Source organism: Limobrevibacterium gyesilva (assembly GCF_025989185.1).
Taxonomy (GTDB): Bacteria; Pseudomonadota; Alphaproteobacteria; order Acetobacterales; family Acetobacteraceae; genus Limobrevibacterium; species Limobrevibacterium gyesilva.
In genome coordinates, this window is record NZ_JAPDNT010000017.1 from 1 (window position 1) to 25,072 (window position 25,072).

Genomic DNA, 25,072 nt, shown 5'->3' on the forward strand with positions numbered 1-25,072 from the left:
AGCGAATGGCGCCGCTGATGGCGGACATGCACGCCTGGTTGGAAACGACCTGCAGCCGCATCTCCGGCCGCAGCGACATGGCCGCGGCGATCCGCTACAGCCTGAAACGCTGGGACGCGTTGATGCTGGTCCTGCGCGATGGCCGCGCCTGCATCGACAACTCGGCTGCCGAGCGTGCCATGCGCCCGATCGCCCTCGGCAGGCGCAATTGGAGCTTTGCCGGATCGGGCGCCGGCGGCGAGCGCGCAGCGGCGATTTACAGCCTGCTCGTGACTGCCAAGGTGAACGGCCTCGATCCCGAAGCCTATCTGCGCCATGTCATCGAGCGCGTCGCCGATCATCCCGTCAACCGCATCGCAGAACGGCTGCCCTGGAACGTCGACGGGATCCGCGCAAGGCTGGACCAGCGGCTCGCTGCCTAGCTGACGTCATGCAATATGCCCGCGCCTTAGGCGGACGCTTACCAACAATCTCCGACCTCAAGGGAACAGCCAACAGGAGCGCAGCCATGAAGCAATATGTCGGCTTGGACGTGTCGCAGAAGGAGACCTCGGTGTGCGTCGTGGACCAGAACGGGAAGGTCCTGTTCGAGGGCAAGGTCGCATCGGACCCGGGTGCGCTGGCCGGGGTGATGCACAAGCGGGCGCCCGCTGCGGAGCGCATCGGCTTTGAGACGGGCGCGATGGCGAGTTGGCTCTGGCACGAGCTGAAGCGCATCGGCCTGCCTGTCGTCTGCGTCGACGCACGCCATGCCCATGCTGCGCTATCGGTGCGGATGAACAAGAGTGACCCCAACGACGCCCGCGGACTGGCAGAGCTGATCCGGGCCGGCTGGTATCGTGAGGCCCGAGTGAAGAGCGACGACAGCCAGGCGACGCGCTCGCTGCTCATTGCCCGCTCCCGACTGGTCTGCATCCGCCGCGACCTGGAAAACCAGGTCCGCAGCCTGCTCAAGGAGATCGGCTTGCTGTTCCCGCGAGCGATCGGCGGACCGTTCCGCACCCACGTGCTCCGGCTCCTCGACGACAAGCACGTGCTGCGCTCGATCGTCGAAGGGCTGCTGGCCGTGCACCAGCAGGTCGAGGAGCAGCAAGCCGTGCTCGACAAGCGTGTTCGCATGGAGGCCAAGTCCGACGAGACAATACAGCGGCTGATGAGCGTGCCGGGCGTCGGCGTTGTGACCGCCTTGGCCTTCCGCCACACCATCGACGATCCCACGCGTTTTCGATCGGCGCAGACGGTGGGCGCCTATCTTGGTCTTACGCCACGGCGAAAGCAGTCGGGCGAGCAGGACTATAATGGCCGCATCTCGAAATGGGGCGACCGGCTGCTGCGGACCTACCTGTTCGAGGCCGCCAGCGTCTTGCTGCACCGAACCCAGCGCTGGTCGATCCTGAAAGCCTGGGGCACCCGGCTGATGAAGCGTGTCGGCGCCAAAAAGGCCAAGGTCGCGGTCGCCCGCAAGATTGCCGTCATCCTGCACTGCATCTGGACCGACGGCACCAGCTTCGAGTGGGGGACAGAGACGAAGATGGCGTAACCCACACTCAGCATTCCGGCCCTGCGGTTTAGGCAGCGCCGGTTGCTGTCCCTGCCGGGACGGTGGTGTCGGTGACCTCGTTGTTTCGGCTGAAGGCAGCTTGCTTGCACTTCGGTCCACACGTTGAGGCACCCGCCCCGGACACAATCATGAGGCTCAGACCTCGGAAAGGACCCTGACCCCGGCATGGCCATTAACATCGGAGTTGACAAACACCCGCGATTAAAGGGCCGAAACACAGTGAAGACCACGGAGAGCGGCGGTCCTCATGGATACGACGCCGGCAAGAAGGTCAAAGGCCGCAAGCGCCATATCGTCACCGACACTGCGGGGCATCTGGTCGGACTGATCGTGCATATCGCCAGCATCCAGGATCGTGATGGTGCGGTTGCCGTGTTGGCGTCCATTCGCCGGCTCTATCCCTGGCTGCGACATATCTTCGCTGACGCTGGCTATGCCGGCGACAAGCTGCGCAATGCCCTGGCCGCGCTGGGACGCTGGACGGTGCAGATCATCAAACGCTCCGACACCGCGCAGGGCTTCGAGGTTTTGCCCCGACGCTGGGTCGTGGAGCGAACCTTCGCCTGACTCGGCAGATGCCGCAGGCTCGCAAAGGACTTCGAGACGACAATCGAAAGTTCAACGGCATGGACGCTCGTCGCCCACGTCCGACGGCTCACGCGCGCACTCGCAAGAGCTTGATACTCAATGCGCCATTCTGAGTCGGACACTCAAGGTTCAGAGCCTCCGGCAAACCCGGCGCGGTTCAGCAAGCTGTCGCGCCACAACGACGTGACCAAGGCGATGGACTACATGCTCAAGCGCTGGCACGCGTTCAGCCGCTTCCTTGCCGATGGACGCATCTGCCTCAGCAATAACACCGCCGAGCGGGCGCTGCGTGGCGTCGCCCTGGACAGAAAGTCATGGCTGTTCGCCGGGTCCGATCGCGGGGGCGAACGCGCCGCAGCGATGTATTCGCCGATCGTCACTGCCAGGCTCAACGACGTCGACCCGCGCGCATGGCTGGCCGACGTGCTCGCCCGGATCGGCGATCAGCCTGCCTCCAGATTGAACGACCTGCTACCGTGGCATTGGAAACTTCGCGAAAGGTTCGCGGCATGATCCCACAAAACCTGCTGGACCTCGCACCCGAACTCGTGTCGGAGCTTCAGCAGCTGCTTTCTCGCGAAGGCGAGCAAGTCCTAGCAAACCAGGTCGCTCGCCTCGCTATCGCTGACCGCTGCCGGTGCGGCGACGACTTTTGTGCCACATTCTATACGGCGCCGCGACCTGCGGGCTCCTACGGACCAAACCATCGTACAATCGCCCTTGTACCAGCCCAAGGCATGCTCAGCGTTGACGTCGTCGGCAACGATATAGTGGCCATCGAGGCTCTCTACCGGGACGACCTGAAGGCTAAAATCCACGTCGCAATGCCGTAGCCCGTCACGCCATGCTTGGCGCGAATTCTGAAAGTCACGGCCACGGTCTTCGCCGGACGGATACGCGCTTACCCGGATGTGGCGCGATGATACAGATTTCCGCTGGTCGGCCGCCGCCTAATCGCGGCAGGCGCAAGTAACGCGCTGGCGACCTGAGCCCCTCCTTGCGGAGGAGGTCCCTGTGGGGACGATGGGAGCGGGCGAGACCGGGGAAACTCAAGCGACGGCGTCAGACGATCGCGCGGCTTAGATGGCTCCGCCCACTCCTTCTGATCCCATCATGAGGCGGCCCTGATCCCGACCTCGGAGAGAAGCAAGAGCTCCGCAGGACCATTCCTTCCGCATCGACGACACATACGAACGGGAGTTGACCTATGAGCCCCGAATAGAGAAGAAGTTTCCCCGCGCAGCCTCTTTCAGGATCAGCTTTTCAACCGTCAGGTCCGGCGCCGCGCGCCAGAGACGAGCGTTCTCCGCCTCCGATTCCTTCAAGCGGCGCACCTGCTCGCCCTTCAAGCCACCATATTCCTGACGCCAGCGGTAATACGTCGCCTCGGTCACGCCGATCACACGGACCGCGTCAGCAGCAGACTTACCCTGCGACTGAAGCATCTCTACCTGCCGCGGCTTCGCAACAATCTCGTCCGCGGCGTGGTGCTTCCTGGCCATCTTCACGTCCTCCATTCGTCTTTTCGCCTTACATCAGGGAGGACCACTTCTCAGGGGGCAGGCCACTATGGTCGCCTGAGTCAAATCAAACAGCCTCCGGCAAGCCCGGCGCGGTTCAGAGTTCACCATGCCGCAGATCGGACGATAAACCCCCCAGAAACTCAATCTCGATGGCCTGCAATTTGCTTGACTCATTCCCGGCTGCACGACCACCGTACCCACTCATCGCTGCACACAGGAGCAACCCGATGCGCATCCGTCTGCCATCCGCCGGTCAGTTCCTCAGCGCGGTCCTCCTCTGCGCTGCCATCGGTCTCACCCCCGCAGCCCGCGCTGAAAGCCTCCTCAACAAGGTCAAGGACAAGGGCGTGATCGTTATCGGCACGTCTAACGACCCCCCGCTCAGCCACATCGATCCCGCCACCAAGCAGGCCGCCGGCGTGCTGCCCGACGTCCTGCGCGAATTCCTTTCCCGTCAGGGCATCAAGGCGCGCATCGAGGTCGTCGCCATGCCCTTTGCCAGCCTCATTCCCGCCGTCCAGAGCAACCGCATCGACCTCATGGGCGACGCGATGTACATCCGCCCGGAACGCCAGAAGGTCATGGACTTCACCGACGTGATCTTCTTCAATCCCGAATCGCTCGACGTTGCGAAGGGTAACCCCCTCAAGCTGCACGCTTTGTCCGATCTCTGCGGCCATTCCGGCGGCAGCTACCAGGGGACTGTCTATATCGACATGCTGAAGAAGGCGAGCGCAGCCTGCCCTGCCGGCAAGCCCATCGACGTCAAGCAGTACCCCACCATCCAGAACGTCTTCGCCGACCTCTCCGCCGGCCGGCTTGACGCCGGCGTCGTCGACGGCACCCTGTCCGCCTACGCGGTGCGGCAGAACCCCTCCCTGAGCTTCGAACTCGTCGCTGACTACAAGCCCGAAGACAAGCTCGACACGGCCTGCGCCTTCGCCGTCAACAAGGAAGACACAAGCTTTATTGCCGCCTTCAACAAAGTCTACGCCCAGATGAGATCCGATGGCACCGCCGCCAAGCTCTTCGAGAAATGGGGCCTATCGCCAAGCGCCTTCTTCCTCAACCCCTAAGCGGTCGAAACCAGCTCACAGGCAGGTCCACGCAGCTTGTTCGAAGACATCCGCGCCTGGACGCCGGACCTCCTGGACGGGCTCCGACTGACGGTAACCCTCACCATCGTCAGCATGGCGCTGGCGATGGTGCTCGGCCTCATTCTCGCACTCGGACGCATCCGCCCCCGGCGCGGCGTGGCCTACTGGGCATCCACAATCTTCGTCGAGCTCATCCGCGGCTCGCCGTTACTTCTGCAACTGTTCTACATTTACTACGTGTTTCCCTTCATCGGCATCCGCATGACACCGATTGCGGCCGGCGTCCTCGGCCTCACCATCAACTACAGCGCCTATCTCAGCGAAGTGTTCCGCGCCGGCATCATTGCCGTCGACAAGGGCCAGTGGGAAGCAGCCGACGCCATCGGCCTGCGCCCATGGCTTATCATGCGCCTCGTCGTGCTGCCCCAGGCCATCCGGATCGTCGTCCCGCCGGTCGGCAACTACTTCGTCTCCTTGTTCAAGGACACCGCCCTGGTCTCGACGATCTCTATCGGCGAACTGATCTTCCGCGGTCAGCTCATCGCCGCCGACACATTCAAATACCTGGAGGTCTACACGATCATCTTCGTCATCTACGTTGCCATCAGCCTCCCCGCGAGCCTGGGCGTGAAGGCGATCGAACGGCGTCTGCAAAGCTCCGCCCCAATGCCGCGCGCGCTGCGCGGCTGAAAGAGAGACGCGACCATGCCCACCCTCATCCCGGCCCGCTACGGCAAAGCGGTCAGACTCAAGGCCGGTGAAGCGCTCAAAATCATCAATACCCACGGCAACCAGGTGCTGGACACCTGGGCGTTCAACGCCAACGATCCGTCCGAATACATGTCCATGGCTCACACCCGCTCGCGCAACAGCCGCATCTTCGTCTCGCGCGATGACGCGCTGGCCAGCAACCACCGACGCACTATCCTGACCATAGAGCAAGACACCTCACCCGGCCGCCACGACATCCTGCTCTGCGCCTGCAACGCATGGATCTACCGCGAACTCGGCATCACCGCCTACCATCGCAGCTGCTCCGACAACCTGCACGAAGCGCTGTCCGAATTCGGCCTGCAGATTCCCTGGACGCCATCGCCGCTCAACCTCTTCATGAACGTCCCTGTCGACCCCGAAGGCCGCCTCGACCGCCTGCCGCCCGAAAGCCGGCCAGGTGACTACGTGGTGCTGCGCACGGCCTGCGACGTGATCGTTGCGATCTCCTCCTGCCCCCAGGACATCACCGCCGTCAATGCTGGCCGGCCGAGCGACGCCGAGTTCGAGGTGATCGCGGCAGGATGATGAAAAGACCAGGGCTCTGCCCCGTAAGGGGTTCTCGTTATGGCTGTGCAGAAAGTGACGCTAAGCAATCGCTCGATATCGCTGGGAGACTTGCCGCTCCTCTAATTTAACTTATTGATTTTGTTTAAGTTGAGGTGGACCCGTTCCGTGGGACAGTTTGGCGACCATCGCGCGCCGCGTGATGTCGTGCTTCTTGGCCAGCCGCGCCGTCCACCAGTCCCGCTCACCCGCCAGCTTGAAGGGCCGGCGGCCGCCAACCGGCGAGGCAGCCGGGCTACCCGCTGCGCGCAAGCGCTGTGACGACCGCACCACTATTGCCACACCGACCGCGAACCGTGGCGGGCTTCACCCGCTTTCGCGGATACTGTTGCGGCCTACACGGCCCCCCACGGACCGCCCGCGGCCGCCTCCAGATTGAACCCATCGGCTATGAACCGGCGCCTCTTGCGGCTCTGCACCATCGACACCTCCCAGGCCTTTCAGCCTATCACGGGTGTCCACCGAAGCGACCTGAGCCCGAACGTGACTGCGCCGATACTCGGTGGGGCTGGTGCCATGACATTGGCACCAGCCTGGAACCGTACTTCGCGATTCATAGCGGTCGGATTTTCTCCGCCGCCGCCCGATGCCGGCGGCGTTCTGGCCAACCGGCCATCTCGTCCTTCAGCCAGAACAGCACCGGGATCAGCGCGAATGTGCCGGCAGCGTAGCCGTAGTAGCCGAGGGCCGTCATCGCGGCGTGAGGGGTGCGCGTGTGCAGCCACCAGGCGGACTCGGTCAAGGCGATGACCAGGAACACCGCAGAGACACACCCGATCAGCCATGCGAGGATCGCGCCGGCCGCCAGCAGTAGCATGGCGAAGAGCCCCAGCACGCCGAACAGAAACACGCCAACCGACTTGACCACGAGGCGCCCAAGCAGACGCATGACCGCCCTGCAGCCCGAAGGCTCCTCCCTCCCTTGGCACTTCATCGGTCGATGCCGATGGAACCTTGGCCCGCTTCACCCTACCGTTCCAGCTCGATCTCCGCGGTCCGTCCTTGGTCAGGGGCCAATGCGATCACTCGGGATTGCCCATGGTCCTGTTCGCGGGCCTGGCCCGCGGCCATCTCGCGGGTCTGCTGCTCCCGCTCGGCGATGGCGATCGCCACCAGGAGCTGCCGGCGCGCGCCGTCCTGGCCCTGGCTCCGGGCCAGGTCATTCCAGTCCGAGCCGGGGTCATTCTCGGCAAAGCTCGGCAGCAGAGTGAAACCCCCGATCGCCGCGGCGGCCTGCTCGGCCTTCTCGCGACCGACATTCGGTTTCCCCTGCGCCGCGCGCCCGTGGTCGTTGTCGCCGGCGATGTAGATGACGCGGTCCGGATACAGCGCCCGATATGTCCTTGCGACATGCACGAGGTTGCCCGCGTTGAACGCGGCGATCGCCGGCATGCCGGACAGCTTGTGCAACGTTGCGGTGGTGGCGTAGCCCTCGGCGATCAGCACCGGCCCCGGCGGCCGCAGGTCGCCGATCACGTAGTGCCCGCCCTCGGCCCGGCCGCCTTCGTAGAACTTCTTGACACCGTCCGGACCGATGCGCTGGACGCTCCACAGCCTGCCGTCGGCGTCCTGCACCGGCACCAGTAGCCTGCCGACCGCATCCTGGCGCAGCCCGTGCGCGGCAACCCCCTTGTCGGCGAGATATGGATGCGCCTGTGCCGGCGTCGCGGTGGTCCAGATCGCCTCCACCTCCTGGGCCGTGCGCTCGTATATCCGCTCCCGCTCAGCCGCCCTCTCCTGGCGCTTCTGGGCGACCTCGGCCGCCATCCGGGCGCGGTCCTGCGCGTCCAGTGCCGCGGCTCGGCTCGGAGCCTTCCAGGTGGTCCTCTGGCCGGTCCGGAAATTCTGGATGTAGCCGGCCGGCCGGCCGTCGAGATGCGCGACATAGACGCCGCTGCGCTCGCGCCCCTTGTCGCCGTCGACAGGAACGCGGTGCATCCGACCGTCCATCTCCGGCGGCCCATCGATGCACAGGCCGCTCTCCCGCAGCGCCAGCGCGAACGCCTCGCGTGGATCGCCGTCCACGGCGATGTGCACCTGGCCGCGCGCCGGCAGCCACGGGGAGAAGGCCTCCAGGTCGACGCCGGCGGGCACGTACCACGCCTTCGCCTGCGGATCCCATTTCGCGCCGAGCGCCTTGGCATCGTCCTTTTCGTCATAGGGCACGGCAAGGTAGGTGCGATCCTCACTGGTCTGCATGGCAGGGTGGTCCTCCCGGATCCGGGTCGGCGCACGCATCTCGGCGACAGCCGGCGCCGCCGTGGCGATGTCGTTGGGACCGGACAGCAAGGCGGATCCGCCTTGCGACGGGAGAGCATTCGGCTCCTGGACCCGGTCGCCCGGCCGTTCCTGTTCGATCTCGAAGGCCCGGATGTGCCGCATGATCCGTTCGGCGTCGGCCGCGGCGCGGAACAGCTCCCGCGGGTCGCTCCCCAGCACGCGAATCCAGCTTGCGACATAGGCGGCGTGCTGGCCCGGGTCGTGACCGATGCCGAGCCGCTCGCCGAGCATGAGCGAGGCGATCTCGGCGCGCAGTTCCTCGCGGGCATAGCCTTCCGAGCCGAACGGATGTGCCATGTCGCGGTTCAGCCGCGACGGGTGGCCGGTCCAGTGGCCGAGCTCGTGCAGGGCCGTCGCGTAGTAGCGGTCGCCGGACCGGAACTGACTGCGCTCCGGCAGGGTGATCGCGTCCTCGGCCAGCCGGTAGAAGGCGCGGTCACCCGGCACGTGGCGGATCGTGGCGCCCGAACGGGTCAGGATCGCATCCGCACGTTTGTGACGTTCCCACTCCGCCGGCACGGGCCGCGCCGGTTCCGGCGGCAGGCCATCGATCTGCGCGGCATTGAACACCACGGCGGCCCAGACGCATGGCCGCTCGTACCGCACCACCCGGCGCACCGGCTCGCCGCTCTCGTCCAGCACCGGCTTGCCGTCCGCGTCGCTGACCGACTCCAGGCCCTGCCATTTCCAGAACTGGATCGCGGTGCCCTTCTCGCCCTTGCGCACCTGGGCGTTCTGATCCTGCGCCTGGCGGTAGGTCATCCAGCGCGCATCGGCGTAACCGTGCGGCTCAGCACGGCTCATCAGCCAGACCGCGTTCATGCCATGGTATTCGTTGCCGGTCGTCGGATTGTAGGGCATGAAGCGCTCGCCCGGCGCCCACGGCTTCTGCCAGGGCGCGGTGCCCTGCTTCAGTTGCTCGACGAGCGCGCCCGCCACCTGCTCGACGTAATCATTGGCCATGGCGGGCCTCGCCCGGCTCGATGTCCGCATTCGCGTCCCACGCATCGGCTTCGCCGAGCGCGGTCTCCTCGAAAGCGCCGAGCGCCTCGGCCTCGCTGGCGTCAAGTTCCACCACCACACCGGCGACCAGCAGGTCGGTGAGGCTGTCGGACAGGACGGCGCCCGACGGCATGGGCGCAACAGTCGGCGCCGTCCCGTGTGGGTCGTTACTCGATCTCGACATGGGCTGTCTCCCGCACAAAGACCCTGGTATCGGCCGTGTAGGGGTTGGGAGGCGGCGGGGTGGGCACGCGCCACGCCGCCGTCACCGATGCGACGCCCCCGTGCTCGCCGCCCGCCAGTGCCGGTATGCCGCCCGGGCGGTAGTACTGGGCCACGTAGCCGTTCGCGAAACCCCGATGGAAATCGCCGGTGTTGTAAGCGCTGAGCGCCGCCTGGAGCGCGGGCTGCCCCGCGCCGCGAGCACGCGCCGCCTCGGCGTAGTCGGTGGTCAGGATTGCGGCGCCGCTACGGATGTTGGTGCAGGGGTCCAAGACCTCCTGCACCGTCAGGCCGAGTGCGGCCAGATTGCGGCTGTTCACCTGCATCAAGCCGAGATCGACGCTGTAGCCTCGCGCGATGTAGCGCGCCGCAAGCTGTGCCGCCTCTCGCGCATCATGCGCCGGCGGCGGCTGCACGCGCAGGCCATTGACGTTGACCGCGAACGGATTGCCGCCACTCTCCACGCTGACAATGGCTTCCAGCGTCGTGGGCGCGACGTTGGACGCGCAGGCGAGCAGTGGGGCGGGGATCATCGCCACACCCAGAGCGGGCGGGCGACGTCCCGCACGTTCGCGATCGGAATGGTGCCGAAATATCGGCTGTCGAAGCTCCGCGGATCGTGCCTGGACAGCAGCCACACCGTGTCTCGCGCGACCCGGTAAAGCCCGGCCGGCACGGGCCGCAGCGCCCGGCCTGCCTCGTCCTGGGCAAGCGGCACACTGCTCGGGACGGGCGCGCCGTTGACGGTGATCCCGTGCGTGGAGACAACGACCAGGTCGCCGCCGATCGCCGCGACCGGCTTCACGAGAGGCTCGCTGCCGCCCGGGCAAGCTCCGGCCGAGACGTAGCCGCGCCGTATCGCCTCACGCACCGCGTCGCCTTCGGGCAGACACACGGTGACCACCTCGCCGCGCGCGGGGAACGGCAGGGACGATTCTATCTTCCAAAGCCCGACCGGCATGGAGGGCGTGACATTCACCCGCACACCGCCCGCGTCCGCGGCTGCGAGCGTTCCCAGCACCGCCGCCACGACGGCGCAGACTGCGACCTCCCCACGCCGCATCATGGGCGGAACACCATCGTCGGCTTCGTCGTCGAACCGCTTGCCGGGGGTTTCACTTTCGCGCGCTCGGAGAACACCGGGTCCTTGAAGTAGAGGATCTGCGTGCCGCGGATCGGTGCCTCGCCGGCGACGAACACCACCATCTCCCCCGGCGCGGTGATCTGGCCCGCCTCGTTCTTTTCCGGCTTACGCAGTTGCATGATCTCGTTCGGCGTCAGCAGCGGCCGGCTGACCTCGTGGTAGGTCCGGCTGACATGCTTCATCGGGCCGTAGCGTGTGCCGCTCTCGGTCACGTCCTCCTTCACGATCGTGGTGTTGCCGACCATCTGCGACACCCACTCCCCGGTCTTCCATTCATTCGGGGCGTAGATGATGCGGATGTGGCAGTTGCCGGTGATCGACTGGTGCTCGCCGTACGAGCGGAACATCTGCTCACGGTCCTGCGTCGCGAGGTAGGCCTTGATGCCGTAACCGGCGCATTTCGGCAGCGCGTCCTCGATCAGGTGCAGCCGGTTCAGCGAAGGGAACTCGTCCAGCATCAGCAGCAGCCGATGGCGGTGCGGCATGAGGGGCTGGCCATCCCTGAAGCGCAGCTCGACGCCCATCAGGCGGCAGGTGATCATGGTCAGCATCAGCCGGACCAGAGGCCGCAGCCTCTCCTTGTCGTCGCCGCGCGTGACCACGTAGAGCGACACCGGCCTCGCGTGGTTCATCAGATCGCGCACGCGAAAGTCACTATGCCCGGTATTGCCCGCAACGAGCGGGTCCTGAAACAGCATCAGGTAGGTCTTGGCGGTGGACAGCACGCTGCCGCGCTCGCGGGCCTCGCGCTCGAGCATGTCGCGGCCGGCCGCCGCCACCACAGGATGCAGCGCATTCCTGACGTGGCGGTTCGCCACCATCTCCGCCCAAAGCTCCTCGGACTTCCGCTTCGGGTTGGACAATGCGTTCGCCACATCCGCCAGGCTGGCGGCGGCACCCCTGGCCTTCGCCAGATAGAGAACGTGCAGGATCAGGCCCGTGAGCAGCGCAAAGCTGGTCCGCTGCCAGTGATCCGCGAGGCCCCTGCCCTCCGGATCACACAACGTGTGGGCGATGTTCTGGGCGTCCGCGACTTCGTGCGGCGTGCCGAGCCGGACCTCATCGAGGAAATTGAACCCGGAACTCCCATTGGCGGCGCCGGAGGACCCTTGGCCGACTCCGCCCGGCTCCCAGCGGATCACCACGTTGTCGGCGCCGGTCGCGCGCCAGCCGGCGGTCAGCGCCCAGAGCTCGCCCTTCTCGTCGTAGACGACACAGCTCGCCGGCCAGGACAGCAATGTCGGCAGCACATTGCCGACGCCCTTGCCGCTGCGGGTGGGCGCGATGACGATGCAATGCTCCGGCCCGTCGTGGCGAAGGTAGTGCGTCGTCCCCTTCGCGTCGGTCCAGCCGCCGATATAGACGCCGGCGTGGGCGGCGCCGTCCCGGCGGGGAAGCAGGCCGCTCCGGCGGATCTCCTGCTCGGTCTGGAAGCGGGCGGTGCCGTGCACCCCTTCGTGTCGCACTGGCCTTCGCCGCCGTGCGGTCGAGGCCGCAACGACACCGAACATGCTCAGCGCGGTGGTGGCAAGCAGGCCCGCATCCACGATCTGGAAGGTCGCCCTGGCATTCGGGGCCCAGGCCGCCTCCTGCCATTCGATCCAGCGCCATGGCGCGTAGAAGTGATCGAACCACGGCGCGCCGATGGCCGGGTGAAAGCCGACACGCCAGGCCACGAACTGCGTGGCGAGGCTGCTCGCCACCATGGCCGCAACCGTGAAGCAGGCCGCGCCCAGCAGCGGGCGACGAGGGTTTGATGCAGCGTTCACCGTGGCATCCACTGCGGGCGGCCTCCGGGCAATACAATATTATCTATGTAATGTATTGCCCGGATCGCGCCCGCGATCAACCACTTTCGACCGCTCGGAGGCAGCAAGCACCCGCAGCACCTCCAGCTTCGGGTCGGCGAAGGTGACGGCAAGGTCCTTCTGTCCGGCGAGCACGGCCACCTGCGCGCGAAACTCGTCCGTGCCCTGCACGGTGAGTGCACGCTGGCCGAAGCGCTCGGATGCCAGCGAGAGCGCGAGGAAGGCGGCGCCGACGGTGACCTGGTTGACGCGCACGACCCGCGCCTCGTCGGACACCACGCCGCCGTCACTCACGCGGTAGATCACGCGGCCATCGCGCCGGATGGTCGGGCGCAGGTGACGACGGATCACGTGACGGGCCTCGTCGGCGTTCTCCGCCGCCAGCAGCTGAGCCTGCACCTGCGCCCGACGGAGCGTCCGGCCGCGGAGCGCAGCCAGTGCCGCCCCATTGCCGCGGGCGGCCTCGGCCTCGAGATAGCCCTGCCAGGTCGGGATCGGGTGACAGACGCGGACTTCCCGGCGCTCCTTGGCCTCCCGCCGGATGCGGGCGGCGCGATCTTCCCGCTGCATGTCGCGCAAATGCCCGAGCGCATCGCGACGGAACGCGCCGCTCAGGCCGCTCGCCCTCTCCTGCCGGAGCCGCTCGCGGTACCAGCGCCGAAGCTCGTCGGCGTAGGCCTGATGTCTGTGGCGCAGTGTGGCCAGCGCCACCGCCCGCGCCTGCATCGCACGCTCCCGCTCGTTGCAGAAGGCGTCGTAGAGGACGCCGGTCCGCTTCGGTGTGCCGGCGTCGTACTGCGTTTCCGCTGCCTCTCGCTGGGCCTGCTCGTCGGGCGCCTGGAACGGGCCAAGGGTCTCGGTCAGCGGCCGTATGGCCAGGACTCGATCCACGTCGCTGGCCTTCACGTGCAGCCGCCGGTCGCCGCGATGGCCGATGACCAGCCCTGCACCACGCGGCTTGATGGCCAGGCCATACCGAGCCGCGGCGCGATGCAGCGCCTGCCAATCCCCTCGTTCGCGCGCCTCCAGCAGTGCCGGCCTGGCCTGCTCGCGAACCCAGCGCAGGAAGGACGCGCCGCCCTGCTGCGCCTCGAAGTCCCCTCCCCTCCCTCCAATGGCCCTGCCGACCGGGTGTCGTCGCTCCGGCGCGGGCGTGTGGCTCGTTCGGGTCAGGCCGTGCCGGATCTCCAGCTCGGCGCAGCATTGCTGGAGCCGATAATGGTCGTACCAGGGCTCGGCATTCCGGAATGTCCGAGGGTGCACCTTGTTGATGGCGACGTGCAGGTGCCAGTTGTCGGTGTTCTGGTGCACCGCCGAGACGCGCTGGTGCTCGGCGAAGCCGATTGCCGCGCAAATCCTGTCCTCGATGTCCTCCAGCTGTGCCCGCGTGGGCTTCTCGCCCTCCGGAAAGCTGACCACCAGATGGTAGTTCTTGTCAGACCGCGACCGGGTGTTCCGGGCCTGGATGGCCAGGATCTCCTTCACCGCCCAGCCCGGATCATCGGACTGGCAGTTGGTGACGCGCGACCAAGCTACCTTCTCGCCGACGTGCCCGGCATCCAGGATGTAGGCATTGAGCCGCGTCCAGCTCGCCGGATCGCCGCCCGTCTTCGCGTTCAGCACGTAGGCGCCGAGCTGGGCGAAGCCGGCGCCGCCCTTCGGGCTCGGGATGCGTTTGGCGATCATACGCGGCCTGCGATCTCGGCCAGGCGCGCCTGCAACTCACCGAGGCGGTCGAGCAGACGGCGGATCTCCGTCTCCGACGCCCCCTGCCCCGCCCGCTCAGCCAGCCACAGCTTCAGCAGCCCGCCAAGCCTGCCTTGGTCCCCGTTCACTGTCGCGAGCTCGCGCACCGCGTCGTGGTCCAGGACGGACCGGAGCGGCTGGTTCAGGCCGGCGGCGCGCAGGAACGCGGAGACGGACAGGCCGGCCATCTCCGCGCGCTGTTCGATCCGCGCACGCTCGGACGCCGAGACAACGACGCGCAGGGTTCGTTGCCGGTCACGCGGTTCACCCTTCATGGCGTTCCAGCCACCTGCCCCGCGTCGAGCCGGAGGCGAGTAAGCCCCGCATTGTTGGCCAACAACGCACATCTTGCCATGAAAGCCCGAGGGAAATTCGTCCCGCCTCGGGCGAACTCATCCCCTGCTGGGTCCAGCACACGAGGGCGGACGTGATCCGACAAGGTCGGACAAGATGGGCTGAGGCGGGACATCATTCTGCTATGCAACCGCGCACACAATATATAATATGTATCTACCATGCCCGACCGCCAATTGCCAGTTTCAGCAGCAGCGCCTGGCGCGCAGAGCAATAAGCCCGCGCCCAAGGAGTGGGGCGTCGGGCGGGTGGCCTTCTTCGCCCGCATCGACGCGATCAGGGCCGAGCTCGCGCAAGGATGGCCGCTGACGGCGATCTATGCCCGTCACCGGGAGTCGCTCGGCATCAGCTACAGCGGCTTCTGCAAGCTCGTGAGCCGGCATGCCGCCGACGCCCGGCCGAGCCGCAGGCAAGCGCCAGAGGCGTCGTCGGGGATTTCGCCGTCGACGTCCGTCCTCACCAGCGGCGGCGGCGGCAACACGTCGATCGCGGCGCTCCCGCCTCACGGCGCTCCCGCCGCGCCATCACCACCCTCCATACTCGAGGAAGGATCAGCCCCGCATGCCAGACAGCAGCCCGCGCGAACCTTCGTCCACGATCCGGTCGAACGGCCCGGCGATTACGAACGACTCTTCGGCGCCCGCAGGCGATGAGACCGCCGGCGCGCGCAAGGTCCATTTCATCCTCCAGGGCAAGGGCGGCGTCGGCAAGACCTTCGTTGCGTCCCTCCTGGCACAGTTCTACCAGGAGAAGGAGGCGCCCCTGGTCTGTCTGGATACCGATCCGGTGAACAGTTCATTCAGCGCCATTCGGACGCTCGGGGCCCGGCACGTCAGCCTGCTCGCCGGCGACGGGATCGACGTGGACGCGCTGGACGAGTTGGTCGAGCGCGTCATGTCGGAGGACGCCCATTTCGTCATCGACAACGGCGCCGCCTCTTTCGTGCCGCTGAGCCGCTACCTGGTCGAGCACGACATCGCCGGCCTGATCGCGGGCGGCGGCAAGCGCGTCGTGGTGCACACGATCCTGACCGGCGGGCCGGCCATGCTGGACACCGGCAAGGCGCTGGCGGCCGTGATGGAGCAATTCCCGCCATCGGTCGAGCTCGTCGTCTGGCTGAATGAGTTCTTCGGGCCGATCGTGACGGATGCCGGCGAGGGTTTCGAACGGACACCCCTCTACCAGCAGAATCGGGCACGTATCTCGGGCCTGGTGCACCTGGAGCAGTTGAACCCGGACACGTTCGGCCGGAACCTCCGGGATATGCTGTCGCGCCAGATCACCTTCGCCGAGGCGGATCAATCACCGGAGTTCCGCATCGTTGCCCGGCAACGGCTGCGCCAGGTGTGGCGGCTGATCCGGGACCAGATCGCGCTCATCGCGTGATGGACCGGGAGCAGCTGGTCGCTGAGCTCGGCAAGGCCTACGGCATCCGCGTTGATCCGGACGATCCCATCCTGGTCGCCGCCCTCCTGAACCGCGGGCTTCTCGATGAAGCCATCGCTGACCTGGCGGTCGCCGTTCGGGCCTCGGCAGATCGCATCACGGCAGCGGCCGCCCAGCAAGTGGACGGCGCCAGGGAGACCGCCGCCTCACTCGTGACGCGCGCCGGTGAATGGTCCGCGGAGCGATTGAAAATGGCCGCCCAGGAGGCGGGCACCGACCTGGTTGACCGCATGCGGGAACAGGCCGATCGGGCCGAGCGCGCCGGGCGAACGGCCCTGTGGGCCGCGTGGATCATCGCCTTGTCCGTGACCCTCGCCGCGGCCGGCGCAATTGGAATCTGGCTGGCAGGGTCTGGGCACGGCTGATCGCGGACAGCCGGGCGCTGCCAGGTCAGCGGTCGAGGTCGCTCAGCAGAACCGGCAGATCACTTGATCCACCGCTTCAATTCCTCGTGCCGCCGTTCGATGCGTTCGAGGTGCAGCATTAGCCTTTGACCTTGGCGAGATTGCCGCCGTCGGTGCGGACCGTAAACACACCTTCCAGATCTCAGGTGCCGTCCTCGTTACGCACGCCAGCGACAATCTGGCCCCCGATCGACTGCATGCTATCGCCACTCTCCAAGGACACGAAGGTCTGGCATTCCGGCTGTCGGGGTGCGATGACGCACGGGCTGAGCGTCGGGATGACGCCCGCGACCTACCGTTGAAGGTCTTGCAGCAGGCCGAGGAACATTCCGGCCGCCAGCCGTGGCGGCCAAGGCTCCCAGGCTTGCATGCCGGGTGGCAGCGGCACCGGGTCCGTCGCCATCGGCTCGATTGTGATTCCGAGGCTGAAGCGGATGTCCGCCGCGGACCATCCGACGACGTGATAGGCCTCGCTCGCCGCGGCCAACCGGTCGGCCCATTTATGGGCGGCATAGCTATCCTGGTCCCAGGGCTGCAGGTCGTACCGGATTTCGATCGCATGTCGCAGCTGGCCGACGACGCAGTGATAGCCTTCGCCGAGATGCGGCTTCAGCGGCGTGATGGCGTCGAAGCCGAGCAGGCCCTCGTCCATGTCGTGCGCGAGTTCGCGCAAACGCTCCGCGGCCGTAAGGACACGACCGGCGTGCAGTTCGCGGATCCGCAGTACGGTGAGGCTGTGCTGGGCGACTGAGAGCGGCAGCTCCCATTTCGAATGGCCGCCCCAGCGGTAGGTGCGGGCCAGACCCGTTGCCAGATCCTCGTCGGTCCAGGCGTACGGGTCGGGTTCCAGGAGGTCGAGACGCTGACCCGATTTGAGCAATACCCAGGCACGATCGGTCATACCCCCCTCCCCTGCTTGATCACGTCGTTCCAATCCACGCCGATCGTGGGCGTTAGACGCGCGAGCGGGATGCCGGCCGCAGCGACGAGTTCGGCGTGGCGCGGCAGTATTGTGGACAGCTCGGCAAACAGGACAACTGCCAGGTCGCGGTCAGCCTGTCGGCGGCGAACGATCACGCCAGCCTACCGATCGCCTATCGCCTGTATCTGCCGCATGAGTGGGCTGATGACCCCGACCGGCGTGCTCAGGCAGGCGTGCCTGACGATGTCGTCTTCCAGACCAAGCCACAGATCGCACTTGACCAGCTTCGGGCCGCGCTTGCGGCCGGGATCGAAGCCGAGGTCGCCTTGACCGACGCGGGATATGGCACCGACACCGCCTTCCGCGACGGCATCACCGAATCCGGCCTGCCCTATGTCGTTGGCATCCAGTCCTCTACGAGCCTGTGGCCGCCCGGCGTGGAACCGCTACCACCGAAGCAATGGAGCGGGCGTGGTCGTCGGACGTCCGCGATCCGTCGCGACATCGAGCATCAGCCGATCTCGGCCAAGCAGCTGGCGCTGGACCTTCCCAAAAAAGCCTGGCGGCGGGTCTCCTGGCGCGAAGGCAGCAACACCAGGCTCGCCTCGCGCTTCGCCGCCGTGCGTGTCCGGCCCGCGCATCGCGATTATCATCGCTCCACGCCCAGACCCGAGGAATGGTGCCTGATCGAATGGCCCGCGGACGAACCCGAGCCGACGAAATACTTTCTGTCCACGCTGCCCGCGAACATCAGCCGCCGTGCCCTGGTAAACACCGCCAAGCTGCGCTGGAGGATCGAGCGGGACTATCAGGATCTCAAGCAGGAACTCGGGCTCGGCCACTACGAGGGGCGAGGGTGGCGCGGCTTTCATCATCACGCCACGCTGTGCATCGCAGCCTACGGATTCCTGATCTCCGAAACGGGAGCGATTCCCCCCTCAGGACAACGCGGCGCCCTTCTCATCGAAGAACATCCCCTTCCCGACGGTTATCGACCCCGCGGATCCCCCGATCCGACCTGAGCGTCACGTCCCAAACTCAATCACATCTGTCCGTGTCGCCATCGCCCGCGCGATCGCGCGCATCATGCCGCGATGCCCATGCTGCCAGCACCAAACACGCCGTCCTACTTTAGGACACAGTAAGATTAGGGCCGCGTCCAATACTCATTCGGGCCGTGCCCCATCGCGTGGTGTAGAAGGCCGCCGACTGACCTGCCGGAGCGACCATCGAAGTCGCACGACCTCGGATCATACGGACTGAAACGGCGTCCTCCGATACTCTATGGCATGAAAGCAGACAGAATCAGGCGCCGAGGTGGGGGATGGGAGGGATTTGGCGATCGTGGGGCTGGTGTCGAGGGGGTGAAGCAGCTTGCCGGAGGCGGTCACGGATCTGCGGAGGACAGCGGTGCCGCGACGTCCTCCAGTGGCCGCCGCTCGGCGCGTTCGCCCAGCCACAAGACCAGTGCGGCCGCCAAGGCCATCAGCACGCAGGCCAGCAGGTAGCCCAGTAGCACGCGGTCGCGCGAGCCGCTCTCGATCAGCACGCCGAACAGCCAGGGTGCGGCGATGCCGCCGAGACCGGTGCCGAGCGCGTAGAACACGGCGATCGCCAGGGCACGCACCTCCAGCGGGAAATTCTCGCCCACCGTGAGGTTGGCGGCGGAGGCGGCGGCGGAGGCGAAGAAGAATGTGGCGCTCCAGCCCATCGTCTGGGTTGTGGCAGTCAGCGCGCCGGCGCGGAACAGCAGCCCGGTTACCAGCAGCAACGCGGCCGAGGCGGCGTAGGTAAAGGCGATCATCGGCCGGCGGCCGATCGTGTCGAACAGCGGACCGAGCAGCAGCGGGCCGAGAACGTTGCCGACCGCGAAGGGCAGCACGTACCAGCCGACATCGCTCGCCTTCACGCCGTAGAAATCGGTCAGCAGTAGCGCATAGGTGAAGAAGATCGCGTTGTAGAAGAATGCCTGCGAAATCATCAGGCCAAGACACAGGACTGTGCGGCGCGGATACAGGCGCAGCAGTGCGTCGATCACGTCCGCGAACGGGGTAAACGCGCGGTCGTGCAGCCGCACGCGGGTGCGTGCGGGCACCAGCGCATGGCCCGCCTGCTTGAACCGTGCCTCGACCTCCTCGACCACCGCCTCGGCCTCGCCGGCGCGGCCATGCAGCATCAGCCAGCGCGGGCTCTCCGGAATGAAACGGCGCAGCGGCAGGATCGGCACGCCGATCGCAGCCCCGATGAAGAACGCCAGCCGCCAGCCAAGCTCCGGATCGATCCGGTGCGGATCGAGCAGCACGAGGGAGCCGGCGCCGGCAATCGCGGCCCCTACCCAGAAGCTGCCGTTGATCGAGATGTCTGTGCGGCCGCGGAAGCGCGGTGGGATCAGCTCCTGGATGGCCGAGTTGATGGCGCTGTATTCGCCGCCGATGCCGGCACCGGTGAGGAAGCGCATCAGGGCGAAGCCCGGCAAGTTCCAGGTGAACGCGGTGCCGGCCGCGGCCAGCAGGTACAGTAGCAGGGTGATGCTGAACAGGCGCTTGCGGCCCAGCCGATCGGTCAGCCAGCCGAAGAGCAATGCCCCCGCCACGGCACCGGTCACATAGGCGCTATTGGCGAGCCCGACATCGGCGGCAGAAAATTGCAGCGTGGGGCTCTGCCGCAGCGTGCCGCCCACCGCTCCCGCCAGCGTCACCTCCAGGCCGTCGAGGATCCAGGTGATGCCGAGGGCAACCACCACGAGCCAGTGGAACCGCCCCCAGGGCAGCCGGTCCAACCGGGCCGGCACGTCGGTCTCGACGGTCGCACCTCGTGCGGCGCTGGCGCGGAACGCTCGCGGCGGAGGTGGCATCCGGCATTTTCCTTTCGGCTCCCTGGGGTGTGGAGTGACTCCCGCGGGGTGGGCAGGCTCAGGATGGATTTTTGATCAGCTGGCGGGCTCAATGTGCCTGCCTGATCGCCAACTGAAAATCTCGGTGGCCGGTACGGGGCGTGTCGGCGTCAGGGGTTTCAACCAACGATCTTCGCCGAGAAGGCGTCGCCTTATGCCGATGCCCCCATCTGATCACCGCTCTGCCCAGAAAGCCGACCTCGATCCTCCGACCGTTTGGTAGCCATCCAGCCTCAGTGTCTCCAGTATCCCTGTCGCTCAGTGGCGTGCAGCCTAAATCCGGATTTGGGTGAGGTCCGGGGCCTGCTCTTGAATAGATATGGCGGCGATCGAGTAGCGTCTTAGTGTCCGACTCAGAATGGCGCATTGAGTATCAAGCTCTTGCGAGTGCGCGCGTGAGCCGTCGGACGTGGGCGACGAGCGTCCCTGCCGTTGAGCTTTCGATTGTCGTCTCGAAGTCCTTTGCGAGCCTGCGGCATCTGCCGAGCCAGGCGAAGGTTCGCTCCACATGCGCTGATCGCGATCCGGCGGTCTAGCCTGCCAAGCTGGATGCGAGGCGAACGGATGACCCGCTCGCAGCAATCCAGGGAGGCGATCATGGCGCACTATGTCGGTCTCGACGTTTCGGACAGGGACACCGCTATTCACGTCATCGACGAGGGCGGCAGGCTGGTCTGGCGCGGCAAGCGGGCCAGCAAGCCGGAGGCGATCGCCGCTGCCCGACGCCGCCACGCTCCGCACCTCGAGCGGGTCGGGCTCGAGACCGGGCAACTGGCACCGTGGCTCTATCATTCGCTCAAGGCGCTTGGTTTTCCGGTTGTCTGCCTCGACGCCCGTCATGCACGTGCGGCGACGGCCCTGCAGCGAAACAAGACCGATGCCCACGACGCCGAGACATTGGCGCAACTGGTCCGAACCGGATGGTATCGGGAGGCGCGGGTCAAGGGATGGGCTGCCCATGCGATGCGGCGTTTGGTCGGTGCCCGATCGCAGCTCGTCGGCATCTCGATCGACTTGTCAAACCAGGTCCGCAGCACGCTCAAGACGTTTGGGCTCCGGGCAACCGGAGGAGGGCATATCTTCGAGGCCAAGGTGCGCGCCGCATTGGAGGGCAGACCAGAAGTTGCCGACGTGATCGAGCCGTTGCTGGCGGCCTGGCGAGCAGTCCGGGACCAGATTGCGGCGCTCGACCGTAGGCTGATGGCCACCGTGAAGGCCGACCCGACGTCCCGCCTGCTGATGACTTGCCCGGGCGTCGGCGTGGTGGTCGCCGCGAGCTTCAGCTCTGCGGTCGAGGCACCGTCGTATTTCCGGCATTCACGCTCGATCGGGGCGTATCTCGGGCTGACCGCAAGACGCAATCAGTCGGCCGAAACTGACCGCAGCGCCGGCGTCTCAAAACGCGGCGACCGACTGTTGCGAAGCTACCTGTTCGAGGCGGCTGCTTCGCTTCTGGTGCGGGTACAGAGCCCATCAGCATTGAAGGCGTGGGGATTGGCCCTTGTGCCGCGCCTCGGCTTCAAACGAGCCGCCGTTGCCGTCGCGCGCAAGATCGGTGCCGTGCTGCACGCCATGTGGAAGGCTGATAAACCATTCGAAGCGTGGCCGAAGGCCGCTACGGTAGCCTGATACTTCTTCGATTGACGGAATCCGCCGAGGCCGGCGGACGCAGGTGTCCTCGCCGGACGCAACGAGGCTACCCCGGGTTGGGTCTTGCGACCGGATCATCCGGACCGCGCGTTCGACATGGTGGGCCTCGCCTTCGAGACGCATGTTGCGGCGACCAGCAAGGTCGACCCCGGAAACAACCACGATCCGGCGATGATGCAACGAGCAGGAAGAAAGGAATTGAAAGGAGCAGTCGCGATCAAACAACCCAGCGTCGGGGCAAAACCCCGAAGCCCTGCGCGGTGTCGGAGCGTTTGATGATCTGCACCGTCCAGCGTCCCAGCGCGGCCAGGGCGTTGCGCAGCTTGTCGCCGGCATAGCCAGCGTCAGCGAAGATATGTCGCAGCCAGGGATAGAGCCGGCGAATGGACGCCAACACGGCAACCGCACCATCACGATCCTGGATGCTGGCGATATGCACGATCAGTCCGACCAGATGCCCCGCAGTGTCGGTGACGATATGGCGCTTGCGGCCTTTGACCTTCTTGCCGGCGTCGTATCCATGAGGGCCGCCGCTCTCCGTGGTCTTCACCGACTGGCTGTCGATCACCCCGGCCGTCGGGCTCGGCTCGCGCCCGGCCTTCTCGCGCGATGCCATTGACAGGTGTCAACTGACGAGCCCAGGACCGCGCCATCAGTGCGGGTGGTGGCGCCTGACAATTCGGCAAAAAGTCGCCGAGCCCCGTATCGCGATGACAGGTCGATGGCACACGTCTCCGCCGGGCGCCACGTTGACAGCTGTCAACGTGGCGCCCGGCAGGGCTGCGCGTTATCCCGATTGTTCGTTGACACGACTCATCGCCGTCGCCAAAGGTTCAACAACGCTCAATCGCCCGATGGACGGAGTTTTCCGTAGATGCCGAGTGCGCCCGTTGCCCCGGAAATAAGAGCTAAATTCGGCTTGGAACGATTGATCGCGCACGACGCACGATTGTTGAGCGGCCAACTGTCCTCGCTCCGCCGGCGTCTGTTCCCGCCCTCTGCGCAAAAGAGCCTCCGCACATTCACCAGCGGAGAAGCCGCCGAGCTGATCGGGATCAGCGACGCCTATCTCCGTCAACTCTCGCTTGCCGGCGAGGCTCCTGAACCCAACAAGACCGCTGGTGGCCGACGTGTCTATACGCTCGAGCAGATCAACGAGTTGCGCCGGTTGCTCTCGCGTTCCCGGGCGAAGACGTATCTTCCCAGCCGCCAGACCGCCGAACACCTCCAGATTATCGCCGTGACCAACTTCAAGGGCGGATCAGGCAAGACGACCACGACCGCGCATCTCGCGCAGTATCTCGTCCTCCACGGCTATCGCGTGCTCGCCATTGATCTTGACCCGCAGGCAAGTCTCTCGGCCCTGTTCGGCTATCAGCCGGAGACCGACGTCGGCGAAAACGAGACGTTGTATGGGGCACTCAGATATGACGGCGAGGCCCGGCCGCTTCGAGAGATCGCCAGGCCCACATACTTCTCTGGCCTCGACCTGGTCCCGGGCAACCTCGAGCTGCAGGAGTTCGAGCACGAGACGCCTCGCGTGCTCGCACACCAGCGCCGCGCCCCCGAAGAGCTGTTCTTCGCCCGTGTCGCCAGCGCCATCAACTCGGTGGAGACGCTGTACGACGTGGTCATCATCGACTGTCCTCCGCAGCTCGGCTTCCTGACCCTGGGCGCCCTTTGCGCGGCCACCAGCGTGCTCATCACCGTGCACCCGCAGATGCTCGATATCGCCTCGATGTCGCAGTTCCTGCTGATGACCTCGGATCTCCTTGACGTCGTGCAGCGGGCTGGCGGGCGGCTGCAACTGGATTTTCTCCGATACCTGATCACGCGCTACGAGCCGCAGGACGGACCGCAAACACAGGTTGTCGGTTTCCTGCGCAACCTGTTCGGCGATCGCGTGCTGACCAATGCCATGCTCAAGAGCACCGCCATTTCCGACGCCGGCCTGACAAAGCAGACGCTATACGAGATCGGCCGACAGGGTATGGGACGCGGCACCTATATCCGCGCACTTGAGGCGCTGAATGGCGTGAACGGTGAGATCGAGGGGTTGATCCGCAGCGCGTGGGGGAGAGCGCCATGAAACGTCGCGACGTCGTCCGGGCTCTGCTGACGCCGGATCACATCGATGAGCCGGATGAAGCCGCCGAGAAGCCTGCCCGTATCGCCTCACCCGCGGTGCGGGCCATGGGGTTGGAAATCGGCCGGCTGACGGACGAGGCGCGTGAGGCGGCGGCGCTGCGTAAGCTGCTGGAGAGCGGTGATGCCGTCGTCGCGCTCGATCCGGCTCTGGTCGATCCGTCCTTCGTCTCGGATCGCCTATCCCGCACCTCCGATGGCGATTATCGGCGGCTGGTCGAAAGCATGCGCGACACCGGCCAGCAAGTGCCGATTCTGGTGCGACCTCACCCGGCTCAAGGCGGGCGGTATCAGATTGCCTATGGCCACCGGCGGCGCGAAGCCGCCGCGGAACTCGGTCTTCAGGTGAAGGCGATCGTTCGCACGCTGTCCGACGCCGAGTTGATCGTGGCGCAGGGGAAGGAAAATGCCGAACGACGCAATCTGTCGTTCATCGAGCGCGCGCTGTTCGCGGCACATCTGCAGGCAAAGGGGTTTGATCGATCCACACTGAATGCGGCGCTCGGCGTCCACACCGCGGAGATGACGCGGTTCCTTGCCGTCGCCGCTGCCGTCCCGGCCGATATTGTCCGCGCTATCGGTCCTGCGCCGAAGGCCGGACGGCCGCGATGGATGCAACTGGCGACTTATCTTGATCGTGCTGAGGTGATCGAGACGGTCGGACGCATGCTTGCGCAACTGTCATTCCGCCAAATGAGCACGGATCGGCGATTTGATGCGGTTATGGCCGCCCTCCGCCAGGCAGCGGAAGGCGGTGATATCGACGTGGTCCGCAACCGCCAGGGGGATCCGGTCATCCACGTGGGACGTTCCAGCAAGACCATCAAGTTCACGGTGGATGAACGGGTGGCGCCGATGCTCGGCCAGTTCATTCTTCAGCATCTTCCTGAACTTGTTCAACGCTTTGAGGACGACGCGGCCCCGTCTTAGCTTGTCTTCATCAGCTATC

Annotated in this window: 22 protein-coding genes and 6 pseudogenes; 15 read left to right on the forward strand and 13 right to left on the reverse strand. The window is 66.1% G+C overall.

Annotated features, from left to right (window positions below):
- The 5 genes and pseudogenes from OL599_RS16755 to OL599_RS16775 all read left to right on the forward strand — a co-directional run.
- On the forward strand, positions 1–422 hold a 422-nt coding region (locus OL599_RS16755), incomplete at its 5' end, for an IS66 family transposase (RefSeq protein ID WP_264714995.1).
- Between the two features lie 86 nt (positions 423–508).
- Positions 509–1,540 (forward strand): IS110 family RNA-guided transposase, encoded by a 1,032-nt coding sequence (locus OL599_RS16760; RefSeq protein WP_264714997.1) that lies wholly within the window; start codon positions 509–511, stop codon positions 1,538–1,540.
- A 237-nt stretch (positions 1,541–1,777) separates the two neighbouring features.
- Positions 1,778–2,242: pseudogene (locus OL599_RS16765) on the forward strand (IS5 family transposase); the annotation flags it as partial.
- Between the two features lie 72 nt (positions 2,243–2,314).
- Positions 2,315–2,662 (forward strand): annotated as a pseudogene (locus OL599_RS16770) (IS66 family transposase); the annotation flags it as partial.
- A complete protein-coding gene (locus OL599_RS16775; protein ID WP_264714998.1) occupies positions 2,659–2,982 on the forward strand; it encodes a hypothetical protein in 324 nt (107 codons plus the stop codon). The pseudogene OL599_RS16770 and the gene OL599_RS16775, both read left to right, overlap by 4 nt.
- A gap of 387 nt (positions 2,983–3,369) precedes the next feature.
- On the opposite strand, the pseudogene OL599_RS16780 reads toward OL599_RS16775, so the two are convergent.
- Positions 3,370–3,651, reverse strand: a pseudogene (locus tag OL599_RS16780) (transposase); the annotation flags it as partial.
- A gap of 248 nt (positions 3,652–3,899) precedes the next feature.
- Between OL599_RS16780 and OL599_RS16785 the strand changes: the two are divergent.
- Genes OL599_RS16785 through OL599_RS16795 form a run of 3 tightly spaced genes read left to right on the forward strand, consistent with a single transcriptional unit; the run spans position 3,900 to position 6,068 of the window.
- Positions 3,900–4,748, forward strand: coding sequence for a substrate-binding periplasmic protein (locus OL599_RS16785; RefSeq protein ID WP_264714999.1), 849 nt, complete (start codon positions 3,900–3,902; stop codon positions 4,746–4,748).
- A 36-nt stretch (positions 4,749–4,784) separates the two neighbouring features.
- Positions 4,785–5,459 (forward strand): amino acid ABC transporter permease, encoded by a 675-nt coding sequence (locus OL599_RS16790; protein WP_264715000.1) that lies wholly within the window; start codon positions 4,785–4,787, stop codon positions 5,457–5,459.
- Between the two features lie 15 nt (positions 5,460–5,474).
- Complete coding sequence (locus OL599_RS16795; RefSeq protein WP_264715001.1) at positions 5,475–6,068, forward strand: urea carboxylase-associated family protein; 594 nt, start codon at positions 5,475–5,477, stop codon at positions 6,066–6,068.
- Positions 6,069–6,660: 592 nt separating this feature from the next.
- Here OL599_RS16795 and OL599_RS16800 read toward each other — a convergent pair.
- The 8 genes from OL599_RS16800 to OL599_RS16835 form a co-directional block, all read right to left on the reverse strand.
- Positions 6,661–6,996, reverse strand: coding sequence for a hypothetical protein (locus OL599_RS16800; RefSeq protein WP_264715002.1), 336 nt, complete (start codon positions 6,994–6,996; stop codon positions 6,661–6,663).
- Positions 6,997–7,076: 80 nt separating this feature from the next.
- Positions 7,077–9,350 carry a zincin-like metallopeptidase domain-containing protein gene (locus tag OL599_RS16805; protein ID WP_264715003.1) on the reverse strand — a complete coding sequence of 758 codons (2,274 nt, stop codon included), beginning with the start codon at positions 9,348–9,350 and terminating at the stop codon, positions 7,077–7,079.
- On the reverse strand, positions 9,340–9,522 hold the full coding sequence (locus OL599_RS16810) for a hypothetical protein (RefSeq protein ID WP_264715004.1): 183 nt from the start codon (positions 9,520–9,522) through the stop codon (positions 9,340–9,342). Before OL599_RS16810 ends, OL599_RS16805 begins: the two co-directional genes overlap by 11 nt.
- 34 nt (positions 9,523–9,556) lie before the next feature.
- Positions 9,557–10,144: a lytic transglycosylase domain-containing protein gene (locus OL599_RS16815; protein ID WP_264715005.1), complete on the reverse strand. Its 588-nt coding sequence runs from the start codon at positions 10,142–10,144 to the stop codon at positions 9,557–9,559.
- The gene (gene traF, locus OL599_RS16820) at positions 10,141–10,677 is read right to left on the reverse strand and encodes a conjugative transfer signal peptidase TraF (RefSeq protein ID WP_347403215.1); all 537 of its coding nucleotides are present in this window, start codon (positions 10,675–10,677) and stop codon (positions 10,141–10,143) included. Before traF ends, OL599_RS16815 begins: the two co-directional genes overlap by 4 nt.
- The gene (locus OL599_RS16825; protein WP_264715006.1) at positions 10,674–12,524 is read right to left on the reverse strand and encodes a type IV secretory system conjugative DNA transfer family protein; all 1,851 of its coding nucleotides are present in this window, start codon (positions 12,522–12,524) and stop codon (positions 10,674–10,676) included. Before OL599_RS16825 ends, traF begins: the two co-directional genes overlap by 4 nt.
- Before the next feature lie 39 nt (positions 12,525–12,563).
- Positions 12,564–14,249, reverse strand: coding sequence for a TraI/MobA(P) family conjugative relaxase (gene traI / locus OL599_RS16830; RefSeq protein WP_264715008.1), 1,686 nt, complete (start codon positions 14,247–14,249; stop codon positions 12,564–12,566).
- Positions 14,246–14,584 (reverse strand): plasmid mobilization protein, encoded by a 339-nt coding sequence (locus OL599_RS16835; protein ID WP_264715009.1) that lies wholly within the window; start codon positions 14,582–14,584, stop codon positions 14,246–14,248. Before OL599_RS16835 ends, traI begins: the two co-directional genes overlap by 4 nt.
- A gap of 240 nt (positions 14,585–14,824) precedes the next feature.
- On the opposite strand from OL599_RS16835, the gene OL599_RS16840 reads away from it, so the two are divergent.
- Genes OL599_RS16840 through OL599_RS16850 form a run of 3 tightly spaced genes read left to right on the forward strand, consistent with a single transcriptional unit; the run spans position 14,825 to position 16,474 of the window.
- The gene (locus OL599_RS16840; protein WP_264715010.1) at positions 14,825–15,316 is read left to right on the forward strand and encodes a TraK family protein; all 492 of its coding nucleotides are present in this window, start codon (positions 14,825–14,827) and stop codon (positions 15,314–15,316) included.
- Entirely contained in the window at positions 15,225–16,049 is an 825-nt protein-coding gene (locus tag OL599_RS16845; RefSeq protein WP_264715011.1) for a nucleotide-binding protein, read from the forward strand. Before OL599_RS16840 ends, OL599_RS16845 begins: the two co-directional genes overlap by 92 nt.
- Positions 16,049–16,474 (forward strand): hypothetical protein, encoded by a 426-nt coding sequence (locus OL599_RS16850; protein ID WP_264715012.1) that lies wholly within the window; start codon positions 16,049–16,051, stop codon positions 16,472–16,474. Before OL599_RS16845 ends, OL599_RS16850 begins: the two co-directional genes overlap by 1 nt.
- A gap of 331 nt (positions 16,475–16,805) precedes the next feature.
- Here OL599_RS16850 and OL599_RS16855 read toward each other — a convergent pair whose 3' ends face one another.
- Positions 16,806–17,414, reverse strand: a complete 609-nt coding sequence (locus tag OL599_RS16855; RefSeq protein ID WP_264715013.1) for a hypothetical protein — start codon at positions 17,412–17,414, stop codon at positions 16,806–16,808.
- Between the two features lie 92 nt (positions 17,415–17,506).
- Here OL599_RS16855 and OL599_RS16860 point away from each other — a divergent pair.
- Positions 17,507–18,457, forward strand: a pseudogene (locus OL599_RS16860) (IS701 family transposase); the annotation flags it as partial.
- A 365-nt stretch (positions 18,458–18,822) separates the two neighbouring features.
- On the opposite strand, the gene OL599_RS16865 reads toward OL599_RS16860, so the two are convergent.
- Positions 18,823–20,289 carry an MFS transporter gene (locus OL599_RS16865; protein WP_264715014.1) on the reverse strand — a complete coding sequence of 489 codons (1,467 nt, stop codon included), beginning with the start codon at positions 20,287–20,289 and terminating at the stop codon, positions 18,823–18,825.
- 412 nt (positions 20,290–20,701) lie between these two features.
- Positions 20,702–20,836: pseudogene (locus OL599_RS16870) on the reverse strand (IS5/IS1182 family transposase); the annotation flags it as partial.
- Between the two features lie 89 nt (positions 20,837–20,925).
- Here OL599_RS16870 and OL599_RS16875 point away from each other — a divergent pair.
- Entirely contained in the window at positions 20,926–21,957 is a 1,032-nt protein-coding gene (locus OL599_RS16875; protein ID WP_264715093.1) for an IS110 family RNA-guided transposase, read from the forward strand.
- Positions 21,958–22,198: 241 nt separating this feature from the next.
- On the opposite strand, the pseudogene OL599_RS16880 reads toward OL599_RS16875, so the two are convergent.
- Positions 22,199–22,600 (reverse strand): annotated as a pseudogene (locus tag OL599_RS16880) (transposase); the annotation flags it as partial.
- A gap of 252 nt (positions 22,601–22,852) precedes the next feature.
- Here OL599_RS16880 and repA point away from each other — a divergent pair.
- Together repA and repB are read left to right on the forward strand one after the other, a co-directional pair.
- Complete coding sequence (gene repA, locus OL599_RS16885) at positions 22,853–24,067, forward strand: plasmid partitioning protein RepA (RefSeq protein ID WP_264715015.1); 1,215 nt, start codon at positions 22,853–22,855, stop codon at positions 24,065–24,067.
- Positions 24,064–25,053 carry a plasmid partitioning protein RepB gene (gene repB, locus OL599_RS16890; RefSeq protein ID WP_264715016.1) on the forward strand — a complete coding sequence of 330 codons (990 nt, stop codon included), beginning with the start codon at positions 24,064–24,066 and terminating at the stop codon, positions 25,051–25,053. The genes repA and repB overlap by 4 nt, the downstream gene beginning before the upstream one ends.
- Positions 25,054–25,072: the final 19 nt, after the last annotated feature.

Excerpts from the sequence above, each read along its gene's own strand:
- OL599_RS16760 (WP_264714997.1), top strand. The coding sequence starts at position 509 with ATGAAGCAATATGTCGGCTTGGACGTGTCGCAGAAGGAGACCTCGGTG.
- OL599_RS16775 (WP_264714998.1), top strand. The coding sequence starts at position 2,659 with ATGATCCCACAAAACCTGCTGGACCTCGCACCCGAACTCGTGTCGGAG.
- OL599_RS16785 (WP_264714999.1), top strand. The coding sequence starts at position 3,900 with ATGCGCATCCGTCTGCCATCCGCCGGTCAGTTCCTCAGCGCGGTCCTC.
- OL599_RS16795 (WP_264715001.1), top strand. The coding sequence starts at position 5,475 with ATGCCCACCCTCATCCCGGCCCGCTACGGCAAAGCGGTCAGACTCAAG.
- OL599_RS16800 (WP_264715002.1), bottom strand. The coding sequence starts at position 6,996 with ATGCGTCTGCTTGGGCGCCTCGTGGTCAAGTCGGTTGGCGTGTTTCTG.
- OL599_RS16805 (WP_264715003.1), bottom strand. The coding sequence starts at position 9,350 with ATGGCCAATGATTACGTCGAGCAGGTGGCGGGCGCGCTCGTCGAGCAA.
- OL599_RS16810 (WP_264715004.1), bottom strand. The coding sequence starts at position 9,522 with ATGCCGTCGGGCGCCGTCCTGTCCGACAGCCTCACCGACCTGCTGGTC.
- OL599_RS16815 (WP_264715005.1), bottom strand. The coding sequence starts at position 10,144 with ATGATCCCCGCCCCACTGCTCGCCTGCGCGTCCAACGTCGCGCCCACG.
- traF (WP_347403215.1), bottom strand. The coding sequence starts at position 10,677 with ATGATGCGGCGTGGGGAGGTCGCAGTCTGCGCCGTCGTGGCGGCGGTG.
- traI (WP_264715008.1), bottom strand. The coding sequence starts at position 14,249 with ATGATCGCCAAACGCATCCCGAGCCCGAAGGGCGGCGCCGGCTTCGCC.
- OL599_RS16835 (WP_264715009.1), bottom strand. The coding sequence starts at position 14,584 with ATGAAGGGTGAACCGCGTGACCGGCAACGAACCCTGCGCGTCGTTGTC.
- OL599_RS16840 (WP_264715010.1), top strand. The coding sequence starts at position 14,825 with ATGCCCGACCGCCAATTGCCAGTTTCAGCAGCAGCGCCTGGCGCGCAG.
- OL599_RS16845 (WP_264715011.1), top strand. The coding sequence starts at position 15,225 with ATGCCAGACAGCAGCCCGCGCGAACCTTCGTCCACGATCCGGTCGAAC.
- OL599_RS16850 (WP_264715012.1), top strand. The coding sequence starts at position 16,049 with ATGGACCGGGAGCAGCTGGTCGCTGAGCTCGGCAAGGCCTACGGCATC.
- OL599_RS16855 (WP_264715013.1), bottom strand. The coding sequence starts at position 17,414 with ATGACCGATCGTGCCTGGGTATTGCTCAAATCGGGTCAGCGTCTCGAC.
- OL599_RS16865 (WP_264715014.1), bottom strand. The coding sequence starts at position 20,289 with ATGCCACCTCCGCCGCGAGCGTTCCGCGCCAGCGCCGCACGAGGTGCG.
- OL599_RS16875 (WP_264715093.1), top strand. The coding sequence starts at position 20,926 with ATGGCGCACTATGTCGGTCTCGACGTTTCGGACAGGGACACCGCTATT.
- repA (WP_264715015.1), top strand. The coding sequence starts at position 22,853 with ATGCCGAGTGCGCCCGTTGCCCCGGAAATAAGAGCTAAATTCGGCTTG.
- repB (WP_264715016.1), top strand. The coding sequence starts at position 24,064 with ATGAAACGTCGCGACGTCGTCCGGGCTCTGCTGACGCCGGATCACATC.